This is a genomic window from Neorhizobium sp. IRS_2294 (genome assembly GCF_050500145.1).
GTDB classification, from domain to species: domain Bacteria; phylum Pseudomonadota; class Alphaproteobacteria; order Rhizobiales; family Rhizobiaceae; genus Neorhizobium; species Neorhizobium soli.
Genome location: NZ_CP191440.1, coordinates 1,053,164 through 1,075,757 on the forward strand (window position 1 = coordinate 1,053,164; position 22,594 = coordinate 1,075,757).

Annotated in this window: 20 protein-coding genes and 1 pseudogene; 13 read left to right on the forward strand and 8 right to left on the reverse strand. The window is 60.8% G+C overall.

The window, feature by feature from the left end:
- Window positions 1-2: 2 nt before the first annotated feature.
- From ACQY1K_RS22010 to ACQY1K_RS22040, 7 genes are all read left to right on the forward strand, one after another.
- Window positions 3-1,535 carry a sugar ABC transporter ATP-binding protein gene (locus ACQY1K_RS22010; RefSeq protein ID WP_062458172.1) on the forward strand — a complete coding sequence of 511 codons (1,533 nt, stop codon included), beginning with the start codon at window positions 3-5 and terminating at the stop codon, window positions 1,533-1,535.
- Window positions 1,532-2,494 (forward strand): ABC transporter permease, encoded by a 963-nt coding sequence (locus tag ACQY1K_RS22015; protein WP_062458171.1) that lies wholly within the window; start codon window positions 1,532-1,534, stop codon window positions 2,492-2,494. The genes ACQY1K_RS22010 and ACQY1K_RS22015 overlap by 4 nt, the downstream gene beginning before the upstream one ends.
- A complete protein-coding gene (locus ACQY1K_RS22020) occupies window positions 2,491-3,432 on the forward strand; it encodes an ABC transporter permease (RefSeq protein WP_062458168.1) in 942 nt (313 codons plus the stop codon). The genes ACQY1K_RS22015 and ACQY1K_RS22020 overlap by 4 nt, the downstream gene beginning before the upstream one ends.
- The gene (locus ACQY1K_RS22025; RefSeq protein ID WP_062458165.1) at window positions 3,429-4,385 is read left to right on the forward strand and encodes an amidohydrolase family protein; all 957 of its coding nucleotides are present in this window, start codon (window positions 3,429-3,431) and stop codon (window positions 4,383-4,385) included. The genes ACQY1K_RS22020 and ACQY1K_RS22025 overlap by 4 nt, the downstream gene beginning before the upstream one ends.
- Window positions 4,378-5,691 carry an alanine racemase gene (locus tag ACQY1K_RS22030; protein ID WP_430259475.1) on the forward strand — a complete coding sequence of 438 codons (1,314 nt, stop codon included), beginning with the start codon at window positions 4,378-4,380 and terminating at the stop codon, window positions 5,689-5,691. The genes ACQY1K_RS22025 and ACQY1K_RS22030 overlap by 8 nt, the downstream gene beginning before the upstream one ends.
- Window positions 5,692-5,839: 148 nt before the next feature.
- Window positions 5,840-6,853 (forward strand): succinylglutamate desuccinylase/aspartoacylase family protein, encoded by a 1,014-nt coding sequence (locus tag ACQY1K_RS22035; protein WP_062458162.1) that lies wholly within the window; start codon window positions 5,840-5,842, stop codon window positions 6,851-6,853.
- Between the two features lie 56 nt (window positions 6,854-6,909).
- Window positions 6,910-8,097 carry a hypothetical protein gene (locus ACQY1K_RS22040; RefSeq protein ID WP_062458159.1) on the forward strand — a complete coding sequence of 396 codons (1,188 nt, stop codon included), beginning with the start codon at window positions 6,910-6,912 and terminating at the stop codon, window positions 8,095-8,097.
- Between the two features lie 361 nt (window positions 8,098-8,458).
- Here the strand turns inward: ACQY1K_RS22040 and ACQY1K_RS22045 are convergent, their stop codons facing one another.
- Window positions 8,459-9,364 (reverse strand): LysR family transcriptional regulator ArgP, encoded by a 906-nt coding sequence (locus tag ACQY1K_RS22045; protein WP_430259477.1) that lies wholly within the window; start codon window positions 9,362-9,364, stop codon window positions 8,459-8,461.
- 95 nt (window positions 9,365-9,459) lie between these two features.
- Here ACQY1K_RS22045 and ACQY1K_RS22050 point away from each other — a divergent pair, with 95 nt between their 5' ends.
- The 6 genes and pseudogenes from ACQY1K_RS22050 to ACQY1K_RS22075 all read left to right on the forward strand — a co-directional run bounded on the left by ACQY1K_RS22050 (window position 9,460) and on the right by ACQY1K_RS22075 (window position 14,142).
- Window positions 9,460-10,068 carry a LysE/ArgO family amino acid transporter gene (locus ACQY1K_RS22050; RefSeq protein ID WP_430259479.1) on the forward strand — a complete coding sequence of 203 codons (609 nt, stop codon included), beginning with the start codon at window positions 9,460-9,462 and terminating at the stop codon, window positions 10,066-10,068.
- A gap of 14 nt (window positions 10,069-10,082) precedes the next feature.
- A pseudogene (locus ACQY1K_RS22055) lies at window positions 10,083-10,223 on the forward strand (LysE family translocator); the annotation flags it as partial.
- A 13-nt stretch (window positions 10,224-10,236) separates the two neighbouring features.
- The gene (locus ACQY1K_RS22060; RefSeq protein WP_430259481.1) at window positions 10,237-11,151 is read left to right on the forward strand and encodes a dihydrodipicolinate synthase family protein; all 915 of its coding nucleotides are present in this window, start codon (window positions 10,237-10,239) and stop codon (window positions 11,149-11,151) included.
- Window positions 11,152-11,164: 13 nt separating this feature from the next.
- On the forward strand, window positions 11,165-12,328 hold the full coding sequence (locus ACQY1K_RS22065) for an MFS transporter (protein WP_430259483.1): 1,164 nt from the start codon (window positions 11,165-11,167) through the stop codon (window positions 12,326-12,328).
- 690 nt (window positions 12,329-13,018) lie between these two features.
- On the forward strand, window positions 13,019-13,531 hold the full coding sequence (locus ACQY1K_RS22070; RefSeq protein ID WP_062458144.1) for a hypothetical protein: 513 nt from the start codon (window positions 13,019-13,021) through the stop codon (window positions 13,529-13,531).
- An 8-nt stretch (window positions 13,532-13,539) separates the two neighbouring features.
- Window positions 13,540-14,142 (forward strand): hypothetical protein, encoded by a 603-nt coding sequence (locus tag ACQY1K_RS22075; protein WP_430259485.1) that lies wholly within the window; start codon window positions 13,540-13,542, stop codon window positions 14,140-14,142.
- On the opposite strand, the gene ACQY1K_RS22080 is transcribed toward ACQY1K_RS22075, so the two are convergent.
- The 7 genes from ACQY1K_RS22080 to ACQY1K_RS22110 form a co-directional block, all read right to left on the reverse strand.
- Window positions 14,124-14,699 (reverse strand): hypothetical protein, encoded by a 576-nt coding sequence (locus ACQY1K_RS22080; RefSeq protein ID WP_062458139.1) that lies wholly within the window; start codon window positions 14,697-14,699, stop codon window positions 14,124-14,126. The two genes, ACQY1K_RS22075 and ACQY1K_RS22080, sit on opposite strands and share 19 nt — an antisense overlap.
- A 380-nt stretch (window positions 14,700-15,079) precedes the next feature.
- Window positions 15,080-16,108, reverse strand: coding sequence for a hypothetical protein (locus tag ACQY1K_RS22085; protein WP_430259487.1), 1,029 nt, complete (start codon window positions 16,106-16,108; stop codon window positions 15,080-15,082).
- Between the two features lie 409 nt (window positions 16,109-16,517).
- The gene (locus ACQY1K_RS22090) at window positions 16,518-17,201 is read right to left on the reverse strand and encodes a hypothetical protein (RefSeq protein ID WP_430259489.1); all 684 of its coding nucleotides are present in this window, start codon (window positions 17,199-17,201) and stop codon (window positions 16,518-16,520) included.
- Between the two features lie 294 nt (window positions 17,202-17,495).
- On the reverse strand, window positions 17,496-18,680 hold the full coding sequence (locus ACQY1K_RS22095; RefSeq protein ID WP_430259491.1) for a diguanylate cyclase: 1,185 nt from the start codon (window positions 18,678-18,680) through the stop codon (window positions 17,496-17,498).
- 1,021 nt (window positions 18,681-19,701) lie between these two features.
- Window positions 19,702-20,505, reverse strand: a complete 804-nt coding sequence (locus tag ACQY1K_RS22100) for an ABC transporter ATP-binding protein (protein WP_062463499.1) — start codon at window positions 20,503-20,505, stop codon at window positions 19,702-19,704.
- Between the two features lie 8 nt (window positions 20,506-20,513).
- Entirely contained in the window at window positions 20,514-21,548 is a 1,035-nt protein-coding gene (locus tag ACQY1K_RS22105) for a FecCD family ABC transporter permease (protein WP_062463351.1), read from the reverse strand.
- Between the two features lie 2 nt (window positions 21,549-21,550).
- On the reverse strand, window positions 21,551-22,594 hold the full coding sequence (locus tag ACQY1K_RS22110) for a FecCD family ABC transporter permease (RefSeq protein WP_430260625.1): 1,044 nt from the start codon (window positions 22,592-22,594) through the stop codon (window positions 21,551-21,553).

Sequence of the window (22,594 nt, forward strand, 5' to 3'; positions counted from 1 at the left end):
ACGTGACAGAGGTTCGGCCGATCCTGGAGGCGCGCGGGGTTTTCAAGGGGTTTTTCGGCAACCCGGTGCTGAAGGGCATCGATATCGCCCTTCAGCCGGGCAGGGTGCATGCCCTGCTCGGCGAAAACGGAGCCGGCAAATCCACCCTGATCAATCTTCTGTCCGGCGCCCTGACGCCGGACGAGGGCACGATCGCCATCGACGGGAAAGCCGTGGCCCGGCTGTCGCCGTCCATGGCGCGGGCGGCCGGGATCGGTGTCGTGCAGCAGGAGCTAAGCCTTGCCAGCCAGTTGTCGATTGCCGAGAACATCGGGCTGGGTGCCTATCCGAAGCGGTTCGGCCTGATCGACTACCGCGCGCTTGCGCGTGGAGCGCGGGATGTTTGCGAACTGGTCGGGGTCACAGAGCCGCTCGATACGCCAGTGTCGAGCCTGTCACTCGGGCGTCGCCAGATGGTCGAGATAGCCAAGGCACTCTTTGCCAAGCCACGCGTCCTCATCCTGGACGAGCCGACATCATCCCTTTCTGCCCATGAGGCCAGCGTTCTTGCTGACGTCATCTTTACGCTGCGGGACCGTGGTGTGGCCGTCCTCTACATCTCCCATCGGCTGAACGAAGTCCGCGCGCTTTGCTCGCATGTCACAGTTCTGAAGGACGGCGGCATCACGGCCGACCGGTCGCTCGATGGCATCGACGGGGAAGGCCTTGTCAGGCTGATGGTTGGTCGCGAAACCGGCGCACTCTTTCCGCCTCGTCCAGACATCGTGCCGGGCCCTCTTCGCCTCCGCACGAAGGGCTTTTCCGCCGGCATTGTGCGCGACGCCGATGTTCTCGGGCACGCCGGAGAAGTCCTCGGTATAGGAGGGCTGGTCGGGCAGGGGCAGGAGGATCTTCTTCTCGGCCTTTATGGTGCCATTCCAGCGAGATCCATCGAGACGAAGATCGATGGTCAATCCGGGCTTCCGAACAATGTTGCCGCCGCCAATGCCGCGGGCATTGTCTATGTGCCGGCCGACCGGAAGCATGAAGGTCTTGTGCTGACGCATTCGATCGCCTCGAACATCATCCTGCCGTCGCTCGCCAAGCTGGCGCGCCGGGGTCTGCGCAGCCGGGGCGCTGAGGCCGACATGATCGGCGATCTTGCCCGCCAGCTCATGATCAAGGGTGACGTGGCGCGACCTGTCCAGGCGCTTTCTGGTGGAAACCAGCAAAAGGTCGCTCTGGCGAAATGGCTTCCGCTGGATCCTGGCGTCCTGCTTCTCAATGATCCCACGCGCGGCGTCGACATCGAGACCAAGCGGGAAATCTACAAGATGTTGCGGCGTTTTACAGGCGAGGGCCGTCTTGTCATCCTTGCAAGCTCGGATACGCCGGAACTCGTTCATCTCTGCGACCGGGTGCTCGTGCTGCGGGAAGGCCGGGTCGTTTTGGAGTTGCGCGGGGACGCGATCACGGAGGAAGCGATCGTCGGCGCCGCGATGGGGATCGAGGCCGATGGCGAGACACGCATCGTTAGAGAAGAGGTTGCCCAATGACCCTTGCAACCTCATCGAGCCTTTACCGCGCCGTGCAACGCCGGCGAAATCGTGGCCTTCTCGGCCTGTACATCGTCGTTACCGCTTTTCTGATCCTCTATGCCGTGCTTTTTCCCGGTATCCTGTCGGTCGGCGGGTTTTCAAAATTCACGCAGAACTGGTTTCCGCTAGCACTGGTTGCCATGGCGCAAGCGCTGCTGATGCTGAACGGCGGCATTACCCTTGCCATTGGTCCGATGGTCAGTCTGGGCGCTGTCATTGCCGCAACGACCATGGGCGGACCCCTCGGCACGTTTGGTGGATTTCTCGCGGTCGCCGCTGCCGGTCTTTGCATCGGGGCGGCAACAGGCGCAATCGTTGCACTTCTGCGCCTTCCGGCGATCATCGTCACGCTGGCTGGCTCCTTCATTATTTCCGGCGTCGCTCTTATCATGTTGCCGCGTCCGGGCGGCTTCGTGCCGGAATGGCTCTCCACATTGCTGGCGGGCCATACGCCGATGGCATTCCTGCTGCTGGTGCTTATCCTCGGCCTCTGGAAAATCTTCCTCGCTACCCCCCTCGGGCTCGGCATCTATGCCGCGGGGGATAATCCGGTTGGCGCGTATCGGTCCGGCGTGCCGATCGATCGCGTAAAGATCGTCTCCTTCGCGCTGTCGGGTCTTCTTGCCGCGCTTGCCGGGCTATTCGTGGCGGCTCAGACGGGTTCGGGCGATCCCATAATTGGCACACCCTTTACCCTGAACTCTATCGCGGCGGCGGTTCTCGGCGGTGTCGGCTTTCTCGGCGGCAAGGGAACGATGCGGGGGGCGGTCTGCGGCAGCCTGCTGCTGTCAGTCATGATCAACGTCATGTTCTTTCTCGGTTTCCCTCCGGTCGCGCAATATGTCGCGCAAGGGCTCATCATCGTCGGAGCCGTGGCCGTACCTGAGTTACTAGGACGCTGGAGGACCAACCGATGAGCCTCTTGAAGACCATACTTCGCAATCCGCCACTTCTGACGTTCCTACTCGTTGCGCTCGTTTGGCTAGTTGCCGGTCTCACGCTGCGCGGTTTCGGTGCCTTTGGGCATCTGCGCTACCTTTTGGAGCTTGCATCTGTCATCGGCATCGCTGCTGCCGGCCAGACGCTGGTGATCCTCATGGGCGGCATCGACCTGTCCGTGGGCGCGGTGATCACCGTCACTGCCATCCTGCTGCCGCTTCTGTCGCCGGCCTGGGATCCGACGGGACTGGTCGGCGTCGTCCTGGCACTCGCCATCGCGATCGGCATCGGTTTTCTCAACGGGCTCGGCGCTGCGGTTCTCAGGGTACCGCCGATCATTATGACACTGGCCATGGCGACATTTCTGCAAGGCGTTCTCGTCCTTGTTGCGGGCGGCAGCGCGGTAACCGTCCAGAACCCGGCCGTCATCCTACTCGGCCAGACAAGACCTCTCGGGGTCCCTGCAGGTGTGGTTCTGTGGGTCGTCGTCTCGGCTGTCGTGCTGATGCTCATCCATCGCATGCCGATCGGTGCACGCTTCCTCGCTCTCGGTGCCAACCCGCTCGCCGCCCGCCTGTCGGGCGTCAGCCTAACGCGCAATACGCTCATCCTCTACTCGCTCTCCGGCTTCTTTGCTGGGCTTGCCGGCATTCTTCTGCTCGGCATGAACCGGCAGGGCTATGTGGGGATCGGCGATCCTTATCTGCTCACTTCGATTGCGGCGGTCGTGCTCGGCGGCACCTCAATCCTCGGCGGGCGCGGTACCTATGCGGGGACCATTCCCGGCGCCCTCCTTCTGGTCACCACGACGGCACTGATCACGGTCGTCAACGCCTCGCCCGGCTGGCGTTCGATCATGTTCGGGTCCCTCATTCTTGGCCTGCTGCTGATCTCGGGCAGGGAGGCACGCCGATGACGCGCTATGACGGACCGGTGATCGACCCGCATCATCATCTCTGGGATCTCGGCCTCAAGCGCCATCCCTGGCTGGAAAAGAAGTTTGGTGCATCAAGCGAGATGGTGTTCGGCCAGATGTCGCCCCTGCTGCGGGACTACGGCGTCACGGACTATGCCAGGGATGCCGCGCGGCAGAATATCGTGGCCACCGTTCATGTGGAGGCAGGCTGGTCGGACAGTCATCCGCTGGAGGAGAGCGCGTGGCTCGACACACTCGACCACACAGGCGGCATTGCGGAGCGCTATGTGGCCCGTGTCCGGCTGGACGATCCCGAAGCGAGGATCAAGATCGAGGCCGAAGCGACCAATCCGCGCGTTGTCGGGATACGCGACATCGTCAGCTGGCATCCGGATGCCACCAAAAGCTTTGCGCCGCATGCCGGGCGGATGAGTGATCCGCAGTGGCGTCTGGGGCTTTCGCATCTGTCCGGTCTCGGCCTGGTCTTCGACCTGATGCTCTATCCCTGGCAGATGCATGAGGCCTGCGATCTGGTTCGCAGCTTTCCGGAGACGCTTTTCGTCCTGAACCACGGGGGCAGTCCGGCGGATCGGACAGAGGAGGGGATGGCTCTTTGGAGAGACGGCCTCTCGTCTCTCGGGGAAGAGCCCAATATCCGCCTGAAGATTTCCGATCTGGTCGCCTATGACCACGGCTGGAGCTTCGAAAGCCTGAGGCCGGTCATCGAGCACTGCCTTGAAAGCTTCGGCGCTGCCCACTGCATGTTCGCCAGCGATTTTCCGGTTGCCGGCCTTCACGCCACATTCGACGAGGTCTACGAGGTGTTCCGCCGCGCCGCCGAACCGCTGTCGCTGGATGAGCAAACATCGCTGTTCTTCACCACTGCCAACAACACCTACCGGCTCGGCCTTGCCGAGGTCGAAACGCCTGCCATGAGAGAAAACCATGTCTGACGCCACCCTCAGCACCACGTCCACTCCTCTCCTCGACGACCGTGTCCGTGGCTTTCCACCGGGACACCCACCGTTGCCGCTTGAGGCGATCGGCTCACAGAACTGGAAGCCTTACGACGGTCTTATGGGACTGCCGCTGATGTCGCTGGATGAAGCGGCCTTCGCCGGCAACATCGAGGCGATGATGGGCTTTGTGAAGGACCATGGTGTCGAGATTGCTCCGCATGCCAAGACTCCAATGGCACCGGCACTGGCAGAGGCGCTGCTTTCGGCCGGCGCATGGGGAACAACGGTTGCCGACATCCGCCAATTGAGCGTGTTCCTGAATGCGGGCCGGAGACGGCTCATTCTTGCCAATGAAATCGGCGGGGTTGCGGCCGCGCGTCGGCTGTCTGCGCTGCTGGCCGGGTTCCCGGACGCGGAAGTTCACATCTTCGTCGACTCGCGTGAGTTAGTGGAAGCTCTTCGCCAGGCCTGGAGCGAACGCGACGACCTGCCAGCGCTCGGCTTTCTTATCGAATTCGGTGCCGGCCGGGCAGGCGCGCGAACGGTGCAGGCCGGATTGGATATCCTGGATCTCGTTCTTGCTTCGGAAACGCCAAAGCTCCGTCTGACAGGCATTGCTGCCTATGAAGGTGCAGCGGCAACCAGCGACGCCCGGGAAACGGCGGAGCGCATCCGCGGGCTTCTGCAAATGACGTCCGAATTTCTGGTCCTGCTACGGAGGCGCCTCGCCGACGCGCGCCCCCTGATCCTCACTGCGGGGGGCTCCGTTTTTTTTGACATGGTGGTTGCCGGGCTCTCCGATGCGGTGGCGGCCGATCCGGGCTGCCGCCTAATTTTGCGCAGCGGCGCCATCTTCTTCCACGATCACGGGATCTATGAGCGCGGGCTTGCCGCTCTTGATGCCCGCGGCGGCTATGTCCGGCACGGCCTGGTGCAGTCCGCAGCTGCGGCCTTCGTTCCCGCGCTCAGGATCTGGGCGGAAGTTTTGTCTTGCCCGGAAACCGGACTTGCCATCTGCGCCATGGGTTTGCGCGATGTCGCCAACGATCAAGGTCTGCCGCGACCGCTTGCGCTTTATCGCGACGGGCAGTGCCGGGCCGATCTGGAGGGATGCGAGGTGCTGCGGCTCAATGACCAGCACGCGTTCATACGGGTAGGCGCGCAAAGCACGGTTGCTGTCGGCGACGTCATCGCGTTCGGCATTTCGCATCCCTGCACCTGCCTCGACCGACATGCCGTCGTCTATGGGCTCGGCCCCGATCATCGCGTGAGGCATGCCTATCTCACGAGCTTTGGTTGAGGATCGTAGGGTGCCGGTTTCGGTACCGACATTTCTTTCGTCGGAGACTCGACGCCTGGCGGAATGACCGAGCGTCTTGAACGCATGGGTCGACCTTCAACATACGCCGCGGCGCGCCCACTTTTTGCGCTGTTAGACTGGAGACAAAATGCACAGTGGCCTCGTCAATCCGATCGATCTTGCGAAAGAGGGCCGACAGGCCGGCTTTCTCGCGATCCCTTTTTCGATCGACCGTTCGCCCTACTACCAGATCCGTATTCCCGTCCTGCGCCTGAAGAACGGCGAGGGGCCGAGCATCCTGCTTATGGCAGGCAATCACGGCGACGAGTATGAAGGTGAACTTCAGTTGGCGCGCCTGATCCGGCACCTCGAGCCGTCAAAGATCAGGGGTGCCATGACCATCCTGCCAATTGCCAACGTGCCGGCGGTCATGGCGGCAAAACGCTGCTCGCCGTTTGACGGCGGCAATCTCAACCGCGCGTTTCCCGGCGATCCCTTCGGCACGCCGACAGCGCGCCTAGCGCACTTTCTCGAGACACAGCTCTTTCCCTTCCACGACATTGTCCTCGATCTTCATTCGGGCGGCACATCCATGGCGCATCTCCCCTGCACCCTGATCGAGCGACAGGCGGATGACGCTCGCTTCAGGCGCTCGGCCGAACTTCTAGCCGCCATGGGCGGTTCCCATGCCTTTATCGCCGACAATGGTCAGTCCGCGCCGACATCGATGGGTGCCGCCAGCCGTGCCGGCGCGATCGGGCTCTCGGGCGAATTTGGCGGCGGTGGAACGGTCACTCCGGATAGCATGGCGTTTACAGCTTGCGCCATCGACCGCCTTTTGCTGACACTCGGGATCGTTGACGGGCCGATCCTGTCGAGAAAACCTTTGCCAGCACCGGGTCCCCTGCAACTGCTGTCCCTGTCACGCCATAGTCAGGGTATTTATGCGGAGCGACGCGGCTGGTTCGAGCCGGCCGTCCGGCTCGGCGCTGCCGTCCTTCAAGGGGACATTGCAGGCTGGTATCACGACCTCGAGCGTTTGGATCAACCTGAGGAGGCGCTGCTTTTTGCCGAAGGCGGCGTCGTCATTTCGAGCCGGTTGCATTGCGACAGCCAGGCAGGCGATTGCCTCATTCAGGTGGCCGAGCCGATCGATGGCTGACTGGGCCATTCGATCCTACCTTGTGGACTTCATTTCAACGGACGAAAGGCAGCGCCATGCATCTTTCCATGTGGACCTATCCCTGGGACCTTCAGGACCAGGGACTTGTCGAAGCCACCGCCGAACTGCGAGACCGCGCCGGTCTCAACAGCATCAGTCTCGCGACCTCCTATCATGCGGGGCGGTTCCTCCAGCCGCGCAGTCCGCTTCAGAAGGCATATTTTCCCGAAGACGGTACGGTCTACTATCGTCCGCAGGACGCGACCTGGGTCGGAAAGGAAATCCGGCCGCTGATGGCCCAGAATGTGACCGAGCGCGGCGACATGCTGGCGGCACTGAAGCAGGCACGGGCGACCGGCGGCATAAAAGTTTCCTGCTGGACAGTCTGCCTGCACAACACGCGCCTCGGCATGCTCCATCCGGAACATGTGACGCGCAACGCCTTCGGCAACGCCAACTATTACAATCTCTGCCCGTCGAGCCCGGCCGCCCGCGACTATGTCGTGACTATGGTCGCCGAGATTACGCAGAGCTACAAACCCGACATGGTGGAGCTCGAAAGCCCGAGTTTCATGGGTTTCGCGCACGAGTATCATCACGAAAAAGACGGCGTCGGGCTTTTGCCGGAGGATGACTTTTTCATGTCTCTCTGCTTCTGTGATCATTGCATGGCGCGGGCGCAAAAGGCGGGTGTTGCGGTTGAAGGAGCACGCGACACGGTGAAGCGGTTTATCGTCGAGCTTTGCGAGCGGGAGGTGCCGGAGGCGCAGGTTCCCGGTTTCCCGGCGGAGGGCATCGATGCCTTCCGTGCCTGGCCCGACCTGTATAGTTACCTCAGCTGGCGTACGGAGCCGGTCACGAGCCTCGTGGCGGAGATCCGCGCCGCGGCCGATCCGGCAACGCGCATTGTTCTCATCGACCTTAAAGACGGCTGGCTCGGCGGCGTCGATCTCGCCGCAGTCGGCATGATCTGCGACGGTGCGATTCTGTGCTGCTACTCCATGGAGCCGGACGCCGTGTCAGACCTGATGCAGGCCGGTCGTACTGCTCTCGGACCAGAAAAGTATCTCGGAGCCGGATTTCGGGTGTTTTATCCCGAAGTCACCTCGGCTGAGGCACTTGCGGCGCGCGCACGAGCGGCAATCGATGGCGGCGCCGATGGCATTAACTTTTACAACTACGGGCTTATTCCGCAACGGAGACTCGATTGGGTTCGACAAGCCATTCATGGATTGCGAACGTAACTGCGAGGTTTCTATCGGACAGTGTTACTTGAGCATGATGCTCGTTGTGAGCCCGCAGTAACCATATCGGCTTCGATTGGGGGAGTACTTGTTTCCCCAATGAATGGCTGGCTTGCGAGTGCCAGTACCGACAAGGTAGCAGTTTCCGGAATGTCGATTTCATCGCAGCCGGCCACCATTTTTGCGTTCGCACCGCGATCTTGTGACCTTGGATAAGATCCGAACTGTTCATTCGTCGTCGCCCGATATGAAAAAGATTATCACCTAGCTTCAGTACCTTGATGCCGATCAACTGACTGGTCGTCGGTTCGGATTGGTTCAAGGCGTTGGGCTCAACGATGTCTGTAATCGGCCTGAGCACTCACTCCGCCTGAGCAAGAGAGCGCCTGGCAACATCCACGATTGTCGATGTCAACTTAGCAAGGCGATCCGCTGCCAACCGGTTGATGTGCCAATATAAGGCAATATCCACAGGGGTATCTGGGATTAGCTCAACGAGGCGACCAGCTGACAAGTGGTCTCTGGCGAGGTAGACAGGGTTCATCCCCCACGCCATACCCATTAGCGTGGCGTCGAGAAAGCTTTGTGTCGACGGCATCCAATGAGTCGGCAAATGAACGTCAGTACCGAGTGTGCGGCGAACCCATTGCGATTGAAGTCGATCTTTTTGGCTGAACGTCAGCGTCGGCGCATTGGCCAACGCCTCCGGTGTGACGCCGTCGGCAAAATAGCTGGCAATGAACTGCGGACTAGCGGTCGCGTAATATCGAAGTGCGCCAAGCGGAAAACGCCGACAGCCCGATATAGGCCTTTCCGAACTTGATACAGCGGCGACGACTTTCCCCTGCTGAAGCCAATCTCCAGTGTAATCTTCATCATCGACTGAGATGTTCAAAAGGTAGCTCGACGATTTCGAAAACTCTGACATGGCTTCCAAAAACCATGTCCCGAGACTGTCGGCGTTGGTGGCGATCCTTATGGTGACGCGTTGTCGAAAGTCGTCTTTGTCAGCCAGCGAAGGCAGTCCTTCAAGCAGGTCGTGCTCCAGCATGCCGACGTTTTCCATGTGACGACAGAGCTGTTCGGCTTTTGCTGTCGCCACGCAGGGAGAGCCGCGTACTACAAGCGCTGCTCCAACCCGTTCTTCTAGCTGCTTGATGCGTTGCGATACTGCCGAGGGCGTGACGTTCATCATCGCGGCTGCCTTTTCGAAACTGCCGGATTGAACGACAGCCAGCAGAACACGAAGCGCAGAGTAATCGATCATTAGTTTCACTTAACCGAGGTTAGCGGGTTTAATTAGCCTAATCCGGCTCGTGGGTCTATCTCGCTCCGACCTCATCTACATTTGAGCAAGTCCAGATGGATTTTTCGACCTATTTCACCGGAATGACGGTAGGGCTAAGCCTGATCGTCGCCATCGGTGCGCAGAATGCATTTGTATTGCGGCAGGGACTTCGAAACGAATTCGTCTTCGCGGTATGCCTGGCCTGTGCCCTTTCCGATGCTATCCTCATCGTCGTGGGCGTCACCAGTTTGCAGCAGATCGTGGAAGTTCTGCCGTGGCTCGATCCTGTCATGCGGTATGGCGGCGCTGCTTTTCTGATCTGGTACGGCGCCAAAAGCTTCATGTCGGCGTTGAGAGGCTCTAGCGCGTTGGAAGTTAGTGATAGCCTCTCAACCAGCTTTGCAAAAACGATGGCAATGTGCCTGGCTCTCACATGGCTGAATCCACATGTCTACCTCGATACGGTCGTGCTGCTCGGGACAGTCTCGACACGGTTTCCCGAACACCGATTTGAGTTCGCCGCTGGGGCGGTGACAGGGTCTTTCCTGTTCTTCTTTTCCCTTGGATACGGCGCGATATGGTTGAGGCCTCTCTTTTCCCGACCGTTGTCCTGGCGCATTCTCGAAGCCGTCATCGGATGCGTCATGTGGCTGATCGCGTTCAAGCTGCTAAGTCGCGTCTGATTTCAAGCAAAGGAACCATCATCGGCGGTTACGCTTTGCTGTTCTCGACCGCGCCGATGATCCGTATCTACCGTCGCGCCCGTCGCTGGATCGAGGGCACCCTCGCAGTCCTGTATGGAGCGGCAAGCAAGAAGCTCCTGCTTTCGCGCTCATAACGAAGGAAACCTGATGACCCTGTTTCAAGGCCTGTCGGCATTTCCCATCACTCCAACTGACAAGGCTGGCGTTGTCGATACGTCAGCATTGGCGATCATTCTGAACCGTATTCAGGAAGCGGGCGCGGATTCCATCGGACTTCTCGGCAGCACCGGGGGATACGCGTTCTTGTCTCGTGATCAGCGACGCCGCGCCGTGGAAACCGCGCTGGCGACGGTCGGGGGGACGATACCCGTCATCGTCGGTGTCGGTGCGCTTCGGACAGACGAGGCTCAGGCGTTGGCGAGGGATGCCAGAGAGGCAGGGGCGGATGGCCTTCTCCTTGCTCCTGTGTCCTACACGCCTCTTACAGAGCAGGAGGTCTACGAGCACTACGAGGCAGTCGCTGACGTCGGACAGCTTCCCCTTTGCGTCTACAACAACCCAAGCACCACGAAATTCACGTTCAGCGTTAGACTGATCGAGAGGCTCGCCAAGGTTCCAAACATCGTGGCCATCAAGATGCCGCTGCCCGCCGATGGGGATTACTCCTCCGAGATGGCCACTATCCGACGTCACACGGCATCTACTTTTGCGACTGGCTATAGTGGAGACTGGGGTGCTGCCGACGCGCTGCTGGCAGGAGCCGACGCCTGGTACAGCGTTGTCGCACGGCTTCTGCCATCAGAGGCTTTGGCACTCACCAGAGCGGCTCAATCCGGCGACATCGAGGGAGCGGAGCGCGTCAACAAGGCGTTCGAACCGTTGTGGTCTCTGTTCAAGGAGTTCGGAAGCTTTCGTGTCATGTACGCAATCGCGGATATAGTTGGGGTAGGAAGCTTCGAGCCGCCCCGTCCAGTTCTGGGGCTTCAACCTGAAGCACGCGTCCGGGTCTCAGAGGCAGTCGATGGACTGCGTACTGCGGTCGACTTATCGGCTACGCATTAGCGTGGTCAGTCCAGTGGAGACATCGGAACAGGGAAGCACCGTCCTCGACGACAGCCAACGACCGAAAAAGTGGGCGCTTGTCCGCTGGTACGCTTCATCGGCCACGCTGACAGTGCCGCAGGCTGCGGGACCTGTCGCCTTTTCATTCGTCGCGCTCAGCCGTACTGGAGATACAAGGGGCGGCGCAGCCATGATTTTAGCCATGACGGTGGCGCAGATGGTCGGCGCTGTCCCGTTGGCGCGAGCCGGGAAGAACCTATCGGCCGCGACGGTGTTCAGGCTACTGGTCTGCTTTCGCGCTGTAGCTCTAGCCGCGATTGTTATCGGCGCAGAATATCAGCTTCCGTTTGCATGGCTGGTGCTGTTCGCGGGGGTGGCAGGCTTGGTCAACGGCGCAGCATATGGCTATCTGCGATCGTTGCTAAACCAGTTCGTCCCAACCACGCGACTACCAAGAGCGCTTGGGATTGCGTCGACGCTGAATGAGGTAACCTTCGTCATGGCCCCGGTAGCGGCGTCCGGGCTCTCGACTTTTTCACCGATATTTTCTCTCGTTGCGCTGATGATCCTTGGGTCGTTGCCTGCGATTTTTGTTCCATGGACTGCTGTGCACCGTGTTGATGAACCTCCGACATTCAGCGGGACAGTTTTTACCCCGGAAGTGCTCATGTGGTTCGCGTGTGCAGCAGGAGGTGGCGCAACGGTCGCCGTCATTGAAATCGGAGCCGTGGCGCTGGCACTGAACTTTGGTTACGAACCCGCTCTCGCCATCCTGTTCACCGTACCGCTCTGCATCGCGTCCGTCGCCGGAGGCATCTGGATAAGCGTCCGAAACCGCATCGCTTCGCGAAAGGTCGTGCTTGTTCAGCTTGCCGTGATGGCCTGTGGGTTAGCGCTCGCAGCAGCCAATCATTCGATGGCGGTAACCATTGCTGGAACGCTGCTCATAGGTGCAGTGCTCACCCCTCTTGGCACCTACTACTCACTCGCTCTGGACGCTCTTGCCCCTCCTGAACGACGACCGGAAATCTTCGCGCTTCTGCGGACTTCCCAGGCAATCGGCGTCGTATTTGCAAGTGCATTGCTCGCGTTGGAGGGGCTATCAACGTCGATGGTCTGGGTAACCGTGCTTATGATTGCCGTGACTGCCATGGTAGGAGTCGCGTCTCGTGGATGAGCGTTCGATGTATTGGTTAACGTGAGGTTGACTACGTATTGCGACGACTGCAACCATTCTCGGATTGGGGCGTACAGTGGCTTATGACCAACGATCACCCGAGATTATGGCTTGCTGCGGCTATCGAAGCAAAAAGCCATAGGCAGATGTATGCAATCGCTATGGAGATTGGGGAGGCCGGCACTTTGGCTTCTCCGGCATTACGGAAGGCGGCTCGAAATCTCGCTCGTTCGCTCCACGGCGTAATCGAACTACCGATTGCGGACGCAAGCGTGTTAGCCAAAGCTGACCGACGGTTCGCTGTGTTGTTCGAGGTTTTGAAGAAAGCAGCCTCTGGGACACCGCCGCGTCTCGCGGCCTAAGCAAGTTCTCAAGAGAGTACGGATGGCTTGCCGCTGAAACTCAAGCTGCGAAGGAGGGTAGGGGTGCGCTGGCTCATGAGGCGGACGGCTTTGTCTATTGCCGGTTAGTGGAACTAACGGTGAGTTTGGCGCTGACAAAGCTCAGTGAAAATGCTGTGCGACTGAGGGTCGCGAGGTGGCTGGACGCGTTCATCGTCGACGATGGAGCTGCGACATGCGGATTTGCGTCCCGCCTAGCTGATGGCGTGCACAATTGCTCGTCCACCCGCTAGACTGCCGTTCACGTTTCTCCTGTATCGACAGAAGCCGTAGAGAGCCACCGCGCCGCATGTCTTATCGCACCATCTTCCCGCACCTTGCTGCGGCAGCCCTGTTTCTTCTTGGTCCTTCACCTGCCTTCGCAGAGGAGCCGGCCTTGCCGCTAGGTGCCGAGACCGCGGGTAACGCGCTGCCCAGCGAAATCATGCTGCGTGCGGCACCCCTGATGCAGGCGGGCAGCGGTGATGAGGCGACGTTCTGGTTCTATGCCGGACAACTTCGCTGGCGCTCACGCCTGAACGCCAGCCCAGCTCTGGACCCGAGCGGCGAACCCGCTCTGTTCTCGTCGCTGTTCGAGACACTCGGGCCGCCCGTCAATGATTGGGCATTCGGCGATATCCCCAAGCTCCAGCGGACGATCGACGCCGTGCTGCTTTGGGACGCACGTTATCCCGATCCTTCGCTGGATCCGGTTGTACACGAGCGGATGCGGGCAGGACTGAGGGGCCTTCGAGACCAGATCGGTCGGGAAGCGGACATGATCAGAACCGAGCGCGCCTCAAAGGGTCTGGAGAACCGATAATGCTGCGCATGAGGTGTTGCATCGACATGGAACGCTTGTCCCGCCTGCTGCTCGCCTCCGCGATGCTACTTGCCATCTCCGGATCCGCATCGGCGCAAGATGGTCCTGTCGCGGATCCGTTGCGCAGCGGTCTGGAGGGCGCACTGCGCGGCTGCGAGACTTGGGTCCTCGACCCGTCAAGCTGGCTGAACGATCCGACGCGCTTCCTGGCGGCCATCGATCTTGGCAGCGCGGTGTACGAGACCGAGAAACTGCCCGAGCCGCTCCTCCCCCCTGAGCCCCTCCGACGCGGCAACCGCTACTGGCGGATCAATGCCGGACCCAACGAGGGTTACGCGCTGGTGGTCTCGCGCGACATTCCGATGTGCCACATCACGGGCGGCGGCGGGGTCGACTTCCAGCCGGCGGCCGAAGCCATCGCCGTCTCGCCGGACTTCTCTGATCGCTGGGAGCGCATCGGCGAGGAGCGCCAAGAGGGCATGGTCTCGACCTTCTTCCGACTGCGCGAGGAGCCAAAGCTGGCGCTGGTCCTCAGCCGTGCCGACGCGCCGGGTGCACGACGTGACCGCGCCCAGGTGATTGCGACGGCGACCTACGACCTTGGTCGCTGAGGCGACGCAACTTCGTCTGGCCAGCGTGGTGGAAACGGTAAAACAAGAACCTCACCACCCGGCGGGATCGGTCCCAAATGGCGCAGGACACGGTCATAGTTCTGGTTACTCGGTTGGTAGCGCAACTCACCATGTCCGACAACGGACCCGTCTTCGCTTTCGGCTCGCAGCCGCAGGACCAGCGTGCCATCGGGATCGCTGTGCGCTGAGCCGATCGACGCCTCCGCGGAAGGAGGAGCCGGCGCATGCCCCTGCGAATTGGCTCGCCGGTTGGCGGACGCCGCCAACGCTTCCAGCACTGCGACGAAACGTGGTCTTGGACAATCGGAGCCGACCTCCTGCAGGACGTCGTCGCCATCGAACAGGGCGACGCTGCACAGTTGGTCAGTCGGCTCCCCGATCATTGGCGGATCGGGATCCGGCATGATCCAGACCTCGTTCCCGGACGCAATCACGTTGCGCCGCTCGTCCTCCGAAATGGCGTCGGTGCGTTCGCGTTCGATCTCCACCGGCCCTCCCGCATCGGCTAGACGGGTCGTTGCCTGCCGGATCGTCATGAGGTCGAGATCAATGACGATTCAGCGAGCCAGCGGCGACAGGACGTTGCCGGTCGTGACCAGCATGCCGCGACGGGGCAGTTCACCAACAGGAAAAGGCGAGACGGACGCCCGCGCGGCTAGTGCGTGCGGGCGAGGCGATCTTTGCTTCGGCGTAACCGCGCTCGTGCGCCTCCGCTGCGACCGGCAAGATGGGGAGGAGGACGAGAAGCTCCAAGGTGCCCAGCCGTCGTAAACGGTCAAGCACTCCTTCGCGCCACTTGGTTCCAGTCTTGGACCGGTATGCGCCCGTCCTGCTGCCTTCCAGTAGCGAGCCCGCTTCTGTTCGTTTCACTCCGGCAATGCTATCTACGCTGGTCTCAGCCGTCATCCGTACTTGGTCAGCAATCCGGGTAGTAGGGGCTGACCTCGACCAAACAACCGAGCCGCTCGCCGAGTTCTTGCCCAAGCGCCGTCATGCCGTCCGGATCGCTGTGCTGCGCCAGGAACACAGACTGGTTGTCCGCGCCGGGTGCATGCGTGTAACAATGGGCATGAAGCGACGAGCCGCCCCCGCCCTTGGCCGGAGTCATACGAATGACCTCCAAATGCAGAATTTCGGTGCGGTGCATGACGAAGAGCTGATCCGAAACCACAATCAGCGCTTCGCCGTCTGCTGACAGCCCAAGCATTCGCCGCCGGTCCTCGACCAGGTCTTCTGGGTCGCGCACATATTCGAGTTCTGTCTCGCCCGGCGCAAGGCGGCCAGCCTGTGCCATGCGCTCTATCCCGACATCCCCCTCGAATGCGAGAGGCACGGAGCTTGTCACCCATTCTCGTTCTCTTGCGCTTAGAGGCAGGCGGAAGCCCGTCGTCAGCGTCACGTGGCAGGCGGTCCTGAGGCGAGGGTCGCGATCCTCGGACGGGTTTTGCAGATCTTGCGATTGCCACTCCGGCGGCCAGGCTGTCAGCGAGACCTCAGCCAGCCCCGACCGCCACGCGGCGACGATGGTATTCCATCGCTGACCGACCGGCGTGGGCCCGAGCGATGCCGTCAGATTGTCGGCGACGCGCCGAAGGTTGGCGTGCGCGTCGTCTTCGAACCACGCAAGGGCGGTGAAACGGCTAATCGGGAACTGGGGTGGGATGCGCTCAAAGGCGCTTGCCGTCCAGGGCGCAAGTGCACCTGGCAGGAGTTCGGCGTCGTTCAGGACGAGCGCTGGCCATTTGTAGATCGGATCGGGCAGAACGCCGCAGCGCGCCAAGACCTCCGTGCGCGTTTCGTGACGGGGTAAGCGCCAATCGTCTGCAACGCGTAGGATCGGGTTCATGCCATCGGCAAGCAATGGAACCTCCGCCGGCCCGGGGCCGTCGGGCCAGGACGTGAGCGGCACCAGTGCGATCTGCGTGCGGCGCAAGAGGCCGTTCAAGAAGTGTATCGCGGCCTCCGTTTATGTCCGCCGCTCACCTACGGGCCCAGTTAGAATACAAGATATGCGCTGCCCATGTCCACGTCCCGCACGTCTTGCCCGCAAGTGGACCGAAAAAAGTTGGCCGTTACGAGGGAGTGAGTTTCCGGAACAGATTAGACCGCTCACGGCCCATGCCGGCCGTTCGAGTGCAGGTAATCACTGGGTTAGATAATTTAATTTGAATATAGCGACAGGGTCGGCGGTTCGAACCCATCAATGCGAATGCGTGTATCGCTACGGCACCTTTACGCCCTCATGTCGGTCACAGAGGCCACCGTTTCGCCTAACTGAGAGCAGTCATCCTCTCAGCCGGCGCCACCATCATCCCTTTAAACCAACTGCGGTTGTGCCGAAATCTGGAGTGCGCTCAGGACTTCACTTCCGCAAGAGCGCGTCGCAGAGGGGCATCTGAAATCTGGATCGTGCCATGAAACGGAATGTCCATATCCAGGACCAGGTAGAAAGCCGTTGCAATCAGACTGGCTGCAACCGCAAAAGACAGAACCACGATCGCATTGCGGGGGGCACGATAACCGAAGCTGCCGAAGATTAGCGTGAGCCAGGCGGCCAGCAGGGCGATTAACGGCATTGGTATTGCACCTTCAGCGTTTTCCACGATACCCCACCTCTGTTCGACCAGCCGGTGATACTGCTGCCGGATGTCGATCAGCAAATTCTGCTGGAAGTCTCCAGACGGCTGGATTGAGAGGAGCGCGTTTCCGACCGCATCGAGCGCACGCCCGGCATCATCAGGCTTGGTCATGTCAGCTCTGGCGGGATTTTCAACAGCATGCACCAGGTAGTCCTGAAGCCTGTCTCGGGCCTCCCTGCCTGTAAGGCCGTACGTCCGTAACGAGCGGTCGAGTAGGATGATATTGGTCGAGAAAGCATGGACGCTGGTATCGATGCTTTCGTAGGTGTTCTTGGCCGAGTTGATCATAAGGCCGAAAACCAATGACGACATTACAACGAAGATGTTGGCAACAAGCCGGACGACCGCGTTTGTCTCATCGTCGCGGTGCCGGGCGGGCATCTTCGGGGACAGAACCATCGCTCCGTTAGACGCGGCCGACAGGCACACGAATATCATGGCGGCAATCCATATTTCGTTCATCTATATTCCAGCGCGCATAGATCAGGTATCGCTCGATCCTATCGTATCACATGCTGCCGAGCCAAGCTGCCTGGTTCGTAAGATCCTGCTTCTTATGGATGATGCCTCGGCAGCGAAGAGCCGCAATAGTCCAGCCACGCGCGCAGATCGACTGACAGCTCTGAAGCGATGGCGCTCTCGTTCGAAAACGCGACATCGAATTAGAACGCGCCAGCCACCGCTATCACTGACTTAAGATGCAAGGGAACGGCTCAAGGTTGCAGCGGGGATTTCGTTTGGGACTGCGGTCTCGACGCGATTCCGACCAAGGGCTTTTGCGCGGTACAGGGCGCCATCAGCGCTTGCGAGCATTTCGGCGAGGTCATGGCAGTCCGGTGCCGCAAGACCAATACTGACGGTCGCCTGCGTCTTCAGGCCCTCTGCTCGCGCGGCTGTGATGGCGAACCGGCGTGCGATCACCGAGCCACGACTGAGAGCTTGATGATGGTCGCATCGTGGCAGGAGTGCGGCGAATTCCTCACCACCCAGCCGGACAAGAAGCGCGTCGGGTCCCGCTTCTTCGCGGGCGGTCTCTGCGAACAGCTTGAGAATCTGATCTCCGACTGGATGGCCGTGACGGTCGTTGATCGCCTTGAAGTGGTCGAGGTCGAAGGCAAGCAGGGAGACGGGGTGGCCTTGCCGCTCGCTTATGATCCGAGCTGCCTGCTCAAAAAAGGCGTGGCGGTTCGCAAGCCCGGTCAACTGATCAGTTTGCGACAGGCGGAGCAGGTGCTGCTTCTCGTCCTCTCGAACGATCATCAGAAACGACATCGGCATCGCTACAGAGTACAAGACGGCCTCGTACATCGTCGCCTTCCCGATGGTGGAGAGAATATCTGGCCCGTACTGCTGGAGGAGGATAGGGGCAATGAACGCGCGGCCGAGGTAAAACACGGCATGGACGGCCGAGATCGCTACTGCGATCGGACGTGAGCGCAGTCCCTGAACCGTGCGGCTGCGCAGAAGTATCCACGCTGTCAGGCCGCAGGTCAGCGCGATGGGGAGAGACGAGACATGGTTCCAGAAGGCGGCCGGAAAGTGCGTGCCAGCGATCGCCCAGGCGAGGGCCAGGAGACTTAGAGCTCCAGCAGACGACCAGACATATCGGTGACCGTCGAGGCCCGCGATGGCGTTGAGGACCAAAAGGTAGCCCAACATCATCAGGATGTTCGTCGCCCCCATGCCAACTGCGACCGGAATGTGGCTGCGGTTCATTGCAAGGACGCAGCCAAGAACGAACGCGAAGAGAGCCGCGGCCATAACACCGAGCACGCGTGCGCGACCTGGATAAGCCTGCCTTTCCCAAAGGAGAAGCGAAGCTGACACCAGCAGCGTTCCGATTGTTAAGTACCAGAGAGTTTGTAAATCGATCTGCATTGCTCTGCCTGCCTCGAGTCAAAGCCTACAGGGAGGTGTTTGAAGGATTCTTTACGTAGCCTCCTATGCCGCCGACATGGTTGGCGTAACGGTAAGCGTGGCGTTACATGCCTGCACTAATGCATAGGGTTGATTCTCGCTGTCATACAACTTGCCAGCGGATCGAATGTGACGTCGCATCTTCAGCCGCCGCGAGACCCGCACCTAGTGCCAGATGATATCGTTTTCAGTACAGAAAACATCATCGATTTGCATCCAACCGAGAGCGCCATTGAAGCTGCCCGGCATATAACCAGAATGTCGCCTCGTCATTCCCAACCGCCTGCACCAAGGGAGCCGAGCGAAGCATGATCTCGCTGGGCGGTGCGTTCGCTGCCGCTCAGCGCCAGTGTGGCAAGATCCACCCTGTTGCGCCGCAACAAAGTCTGGGTCGTGTTTCTGTGAACAGTGGCAGCCTGGTCAGTCTGGCGAGAACGAGCCGACGACGAAGTTGTAGCGCTATCATACTTCCACGAACACTTGCCAATCGACAAACCTCACAATAGCTTACGTTATGCGCGGTAGAATTCCATCTGATGTTCTTCTCCGGCCTGAAGACTTGGCTCTGCTCGAAAGAGTATTTGCGCAGGCAGTGCCGATACACGACACGCATCCCGACGAGCTCGCGATGCTGCTTTTCCGCTTGTTCCAGGAAGGAATGAGAGACGAGAAGAAACTGCTGACAGCGGCCGAAGCGTGGTTCCTGTAAGCCGACCTTGCGCCCTTTGACCCGATCGACAGCGAGGAGGTAGCAGATGCCGTCTCGGTTACCTTCGCAAGCGGAAAGATCGAACAGTACGATCTGGTCGTCATTGCGGAGGGCGTGGGCTCATCGACCCGCCAACTTGTAATCCCTCGGCAGGCTGACACAGCGTTCCTCTACTAATGAGCTGATGAACTGCCTAAGGAATCTTAGTGATTTAATCTCTAATGACCGGGTCGTAGGTTCTGGTCCCATCAAGGAGCTATATGACCTTGCCGTTCAACACCCCAAAACGCGATACCGGCCGATCGGCAGCATCATGGGACGGCCGGAGACCGGGTCGGTGATGATCTGGCTTTCGAGCCCGAATACGGCGCGGATGTTCTGTTGCGTCAGGACCTCTTCGGGGGAGCCGGAGACATGGACCCGACCCTTGGCGATGGCGACCAGATGGTCGGCGTAGCGAGCGGCAAGGTTTAAGTCGTGCAGGACCATGACAACAGTCGTGCCACGCTCGCGGTTGAGATCGGTCAGAAGGTCGAGAACGTCGATCTGGTGGCTGATGTCGAGAAAGGTCGTGGGCTCGTCCAGCAACAGGATGTCGGTCTCCTGTGCCAGCGCCATGGCGATCCAGACGCGTTGGCGTTGACCGCCGGAAAGCTCGTCCACGGGTCTTTCGGCAAGTTCGGTCGTGCGTGTGGCGGTCAATGCCGCATCGACGGCTTCGTCATCCTTACGCGTCCAACGGGAAAACAGGTTCTGGTGCGGATGTCGGCCGCGGCTAACTAGATCGGCAACCGCGATGCCCTCAGGTGCGATCGGCGACTGGGGGAGGAGGCCCATGGTCCGGGCAAGCAGCCTGGCCGACATGCGGTGGATCGACTTGCCGTCGAGCAGAGCCTGACCTTCCCGCGGGGCCAGAAGCCGCGACATGGCTCTCAGCAGCGTGGACTTGCCGCAGGCATTGGCGCCGACGATGGCCGTGATCCTGCCCGGCGGGACCGTCAGGTCGAGGTCATGCAGGATGTTGCTGGTGCCGTAACCGGTCGACAGCCCGTGGGCTTCGAGCGTGTGTTCTGGCATTGCACTGTTCATAGGGCGCTTCCGGTACGGTTGACGCGTACGATCAGGTAGATGAGGTAGGGTGCGCCCAGCGCTCCGGTCACGACACCGACCGGATAACGGCTTGGCAGCAGGAACTGACCGGCGAAATCGCCAGCCAGCACCAGCACCGCCCCGATCAGAGCTGCCGGAACTAGCGGCGAACTGCTACTGCCGACGATACGCGCGGCGATTGGCCCAGACAGGAAGGCGACGAACGCGATCGGCCCCGATACGGCGGTCGCCGAGGCGATCATGCCGACGGCAGCAACCATGATCAGCATGCGGGTCCGCGCCACTCCTACGCCGAGGGCGGATGCCATATCGTCTCCGAGGCGCAGCGCTTCCAGATCGCGGCTGCGGCTGAGCAGAAGGCCGCCGAACACGGCAAGCGAAGCGAGAAGCGGGATTGCCTGGCCGAGTTGGGCACCGTTAACGCTGCCGGTCAGCCAGCGCATCGCCTCCTGCAGGTTCCAGGCCGGTGCGCTGGAGAGGATATAGGCGATGATGCTTTCCAGCATGGCCGAGATGCCGATGCCGACCAGGATAAGCCGTGTTCCGGCCACTCCGTTGCGGAAGGAGAGGCCGTAGACGAGCATGGAAACGCCGAGCCCCGCGACGACTGCGATGATTGAAACGAACGGACCGTTCAGCGACAGGACGATGATGGCAAACACCGCCGCAGCACTTGCGCCTGAGGTTATCCCGATGATGTCCGGGCTTGCCAACGGATTGCGCAACATCAGCTGGAAGGTGACGCCGCCAAGACCGAAGCTCAATCCGGCAAGAACCGACATCACAGCACGCGGCAGCCTCAGCTGTCCGACGGTAAAGGATGCGCCTCCGATCTGTTCGCCGAGCAGGACACGGATCACCTCGAGTGGTGGCGTCACGGTCTGACCGATGGCGAGGCTGAGCGCAAACAGCGCCACGACCAGCAGCGCCAGAATGGAAACCACGCTTCGGTAGCGGCGCTGTCGGCGTCGGCGATTGGCAATCAGTGTCTGCAGCGAGGTGGAAACCATCGTCAGAGTTCTCGCACGCGCTGGCGGCGTACGATCCAGATGAAGACCGGCGCTCCGATCAGCGCAGTCAGGATACCCACATCGATCTCCGCCGGCCGGGCGGCTATGCGGCCCGCAATATCGGCGGCGATCAGTAGACAGGCGCCGCCGAGCGCCGAAAACGGCAGAAGCCAGCGGTGGTCTATCTCGACCAGCAGCCGGCAGACATGCGGTACCACAAGTCCGAGGAACCCGATCGGACCGCAAACCGCGGTCGTCGCGCCACAAAGAAGGATCGCGCCGATCGAGGCGCAGGCGCGGGCAAAGGCAACGCGTTCGCCCAGACCCGCGGCAAGCTCGTCACCCAGTGCCAGCAGGTTCAGCTTGCGGGCCGAAACAAGGCTGATCGCAAAACCGACGGCGAGAAACGGCAGGACCGGCCAGATCCTCTCAAATGTCGCACCGCCAATGCCGCCGATCTGCCAGGAGCGTATGCCGCCGGCTATATCGGCGCGTGGCAGAACCATGGCAATGACGAGGGAAGTAAAGGCGACTGAAGTCGCGGCCCCCGCCAGCGCCAGCTTCAACGGCGTCGCGCCGCCACGCCCGAGCGAGCCGATCGTATAGACGAACACGGCAGCGAGCGCCGCTCCTGCGATCGCCCACCAGATATACGCTCCCGCTGTCTCGATCTGAAACCCGACAATGCCGATCACCACGGCGAGCGACGCACCCATGTTGACTCCGAGGATACCGGGATCGGCAAGCGGATTGCGGGTGACGCCCTGCATCACGGCGCCGGCAAGACCAAGTGCCGAACCGGCAAAGAGACCAAGAAGCGTGCGCGGGATACGCAAGGCGACGGCGGCCTGGCCAAGGTTGTCCGTTCGGCCAGCGAGAGCAGCAGTGATATCGCTCCAGCTCACATCGCGTGTGCCAACCGTAACCGACAACGCACAGAGTGCGGCGAGCAGCGCCACGACACCGGCAAGCCACAAGGCGCGGTTGCGGTTCGATTTCGCGATGGCCGATATGCGGTGTTTCGCGTCGGTGCGGCGAGCCGTCAT

Bases quoted from the DNA above. Each gene is read 5' to 3' on its own strand.
- ACQY1K_RS22095 (WP_430259491.1), bottom strand. From the start codon at position 18,680: ATGCAGATCGATTTACAAACTCTCTGGTACTTAACAATCGGAACGCTG.
- ACQY1K_RS22015 (WP_062458171.1), top strand. From the start codon at position 1,532: ATGACCCTTGCAACCTCATCGAGCCTTTACCGCGCCGTGCAACGCCGG.
- ACQY1K_RS22110 (WP_430260625.1), bottom strand. From the start codon at position 22,594: ATGACGGCTCGCCGCACCGACGCGAAACACCGCATATCGGCCATCGCG.
- ACQY1K_RS22100 (WP_062463499.1), bottom strand. From the start codon at position 20,505: ATGCCAGAACACACGCTCGAAGCCCACGGGCTGTCGACCGGTTACGGC.
- ACQY1K_RS22040 (WP_062458159.1), top strand. From the start codon at position 6,910: ATGCATCTTTCCATGTGGACCTATCCCTGGGACCTTCAGGACCAGGGA.
- ACQY1K_RS22045 (WP_430259477.1), bottom strand. From the start codon at position 9,364: ATGATCGATTACTCTGCGCTTCGTGTTCTGCTGGCTGTCGTTCAATCC.
- ACQY1K_RS22020 (WP_062458168.1), top strand. From the start codon at position 2,491: ATGAGCCTCTTGAAGACCATACTTCGCAATCCGCCACTTCTGACGTTC.
- ACQY1K_RS22105 (WP_062463351.1), bottom strand. From the start codon at position 21,548: ATGGTTTCCACCTCGCTGCAGACACTGATTGCCAATCGCCGACGCCGA.
- ACQY1K_RS22035 (WP_062458162.1), top strand. From the start codon at position 5,840: ATGCACAGTGGCCTCGTCAATCCGATCGATCTTGCGAAAGAGGGCCGA.
- ACQY1K_RS22050 (WP_430259479.1), top strand. From the start codon at position 9,460: ATGGATTTTTCGACCTATTTCACCGGAATGACGGTAGGGCTAAGCCTG.
- ACQY1K_RS22025 (WP_062458165.1), top strand. From the start codon at position 3,429: ATGACGCGCTATGACGGACCGGTGATCGACCCGCATCATCATCTCTGG.
- ACQY1K_RS22075 (WP_430259485.1), top strand. From the start codon at position 13,540: ATGAGGTGTTGCATCGACATGGAACGCTTGTCCCGCCTGCTGCTCGCC.
- ACQY1K_RS22030 (WP_430259475.1), top strand. From the start codon at position 4,378: ATGTCTGACGCCACCCTCAGCACCACGTCCACTCCTCTCCTCGACGAC.
- ACQY1K_RS22080 (WP_062458139.1), bottom strand. From the start codon at position 14,699: ATGACGATCCGGCAGGCAACGACCCGTCTAGCCGATGCGGGAGGGCCG.
- ACQY1K_RS22090 (WP_430259489.1), bottom strand. From the start codon at position 17,201: ATGGTTCTGTCCCCGAAGATGCCCGCCCGGCACCGCGACGATGAGACA.
- ACQY1K_RS22070 (WP_062458144.1), top strand. From the start codon at position 13,019: ATGTCTTATCGCACCATCTTCCCGCACCTTGCTGCGGCAGCCCTGTTT.
- ACQY1K_RS22060 (WP_430259481.1), top strand. From the start codon at position 10,237: ATGACCCTGTTTCAAGGCCTGTCGGCATTTCCCATCACTCCAACTGAC.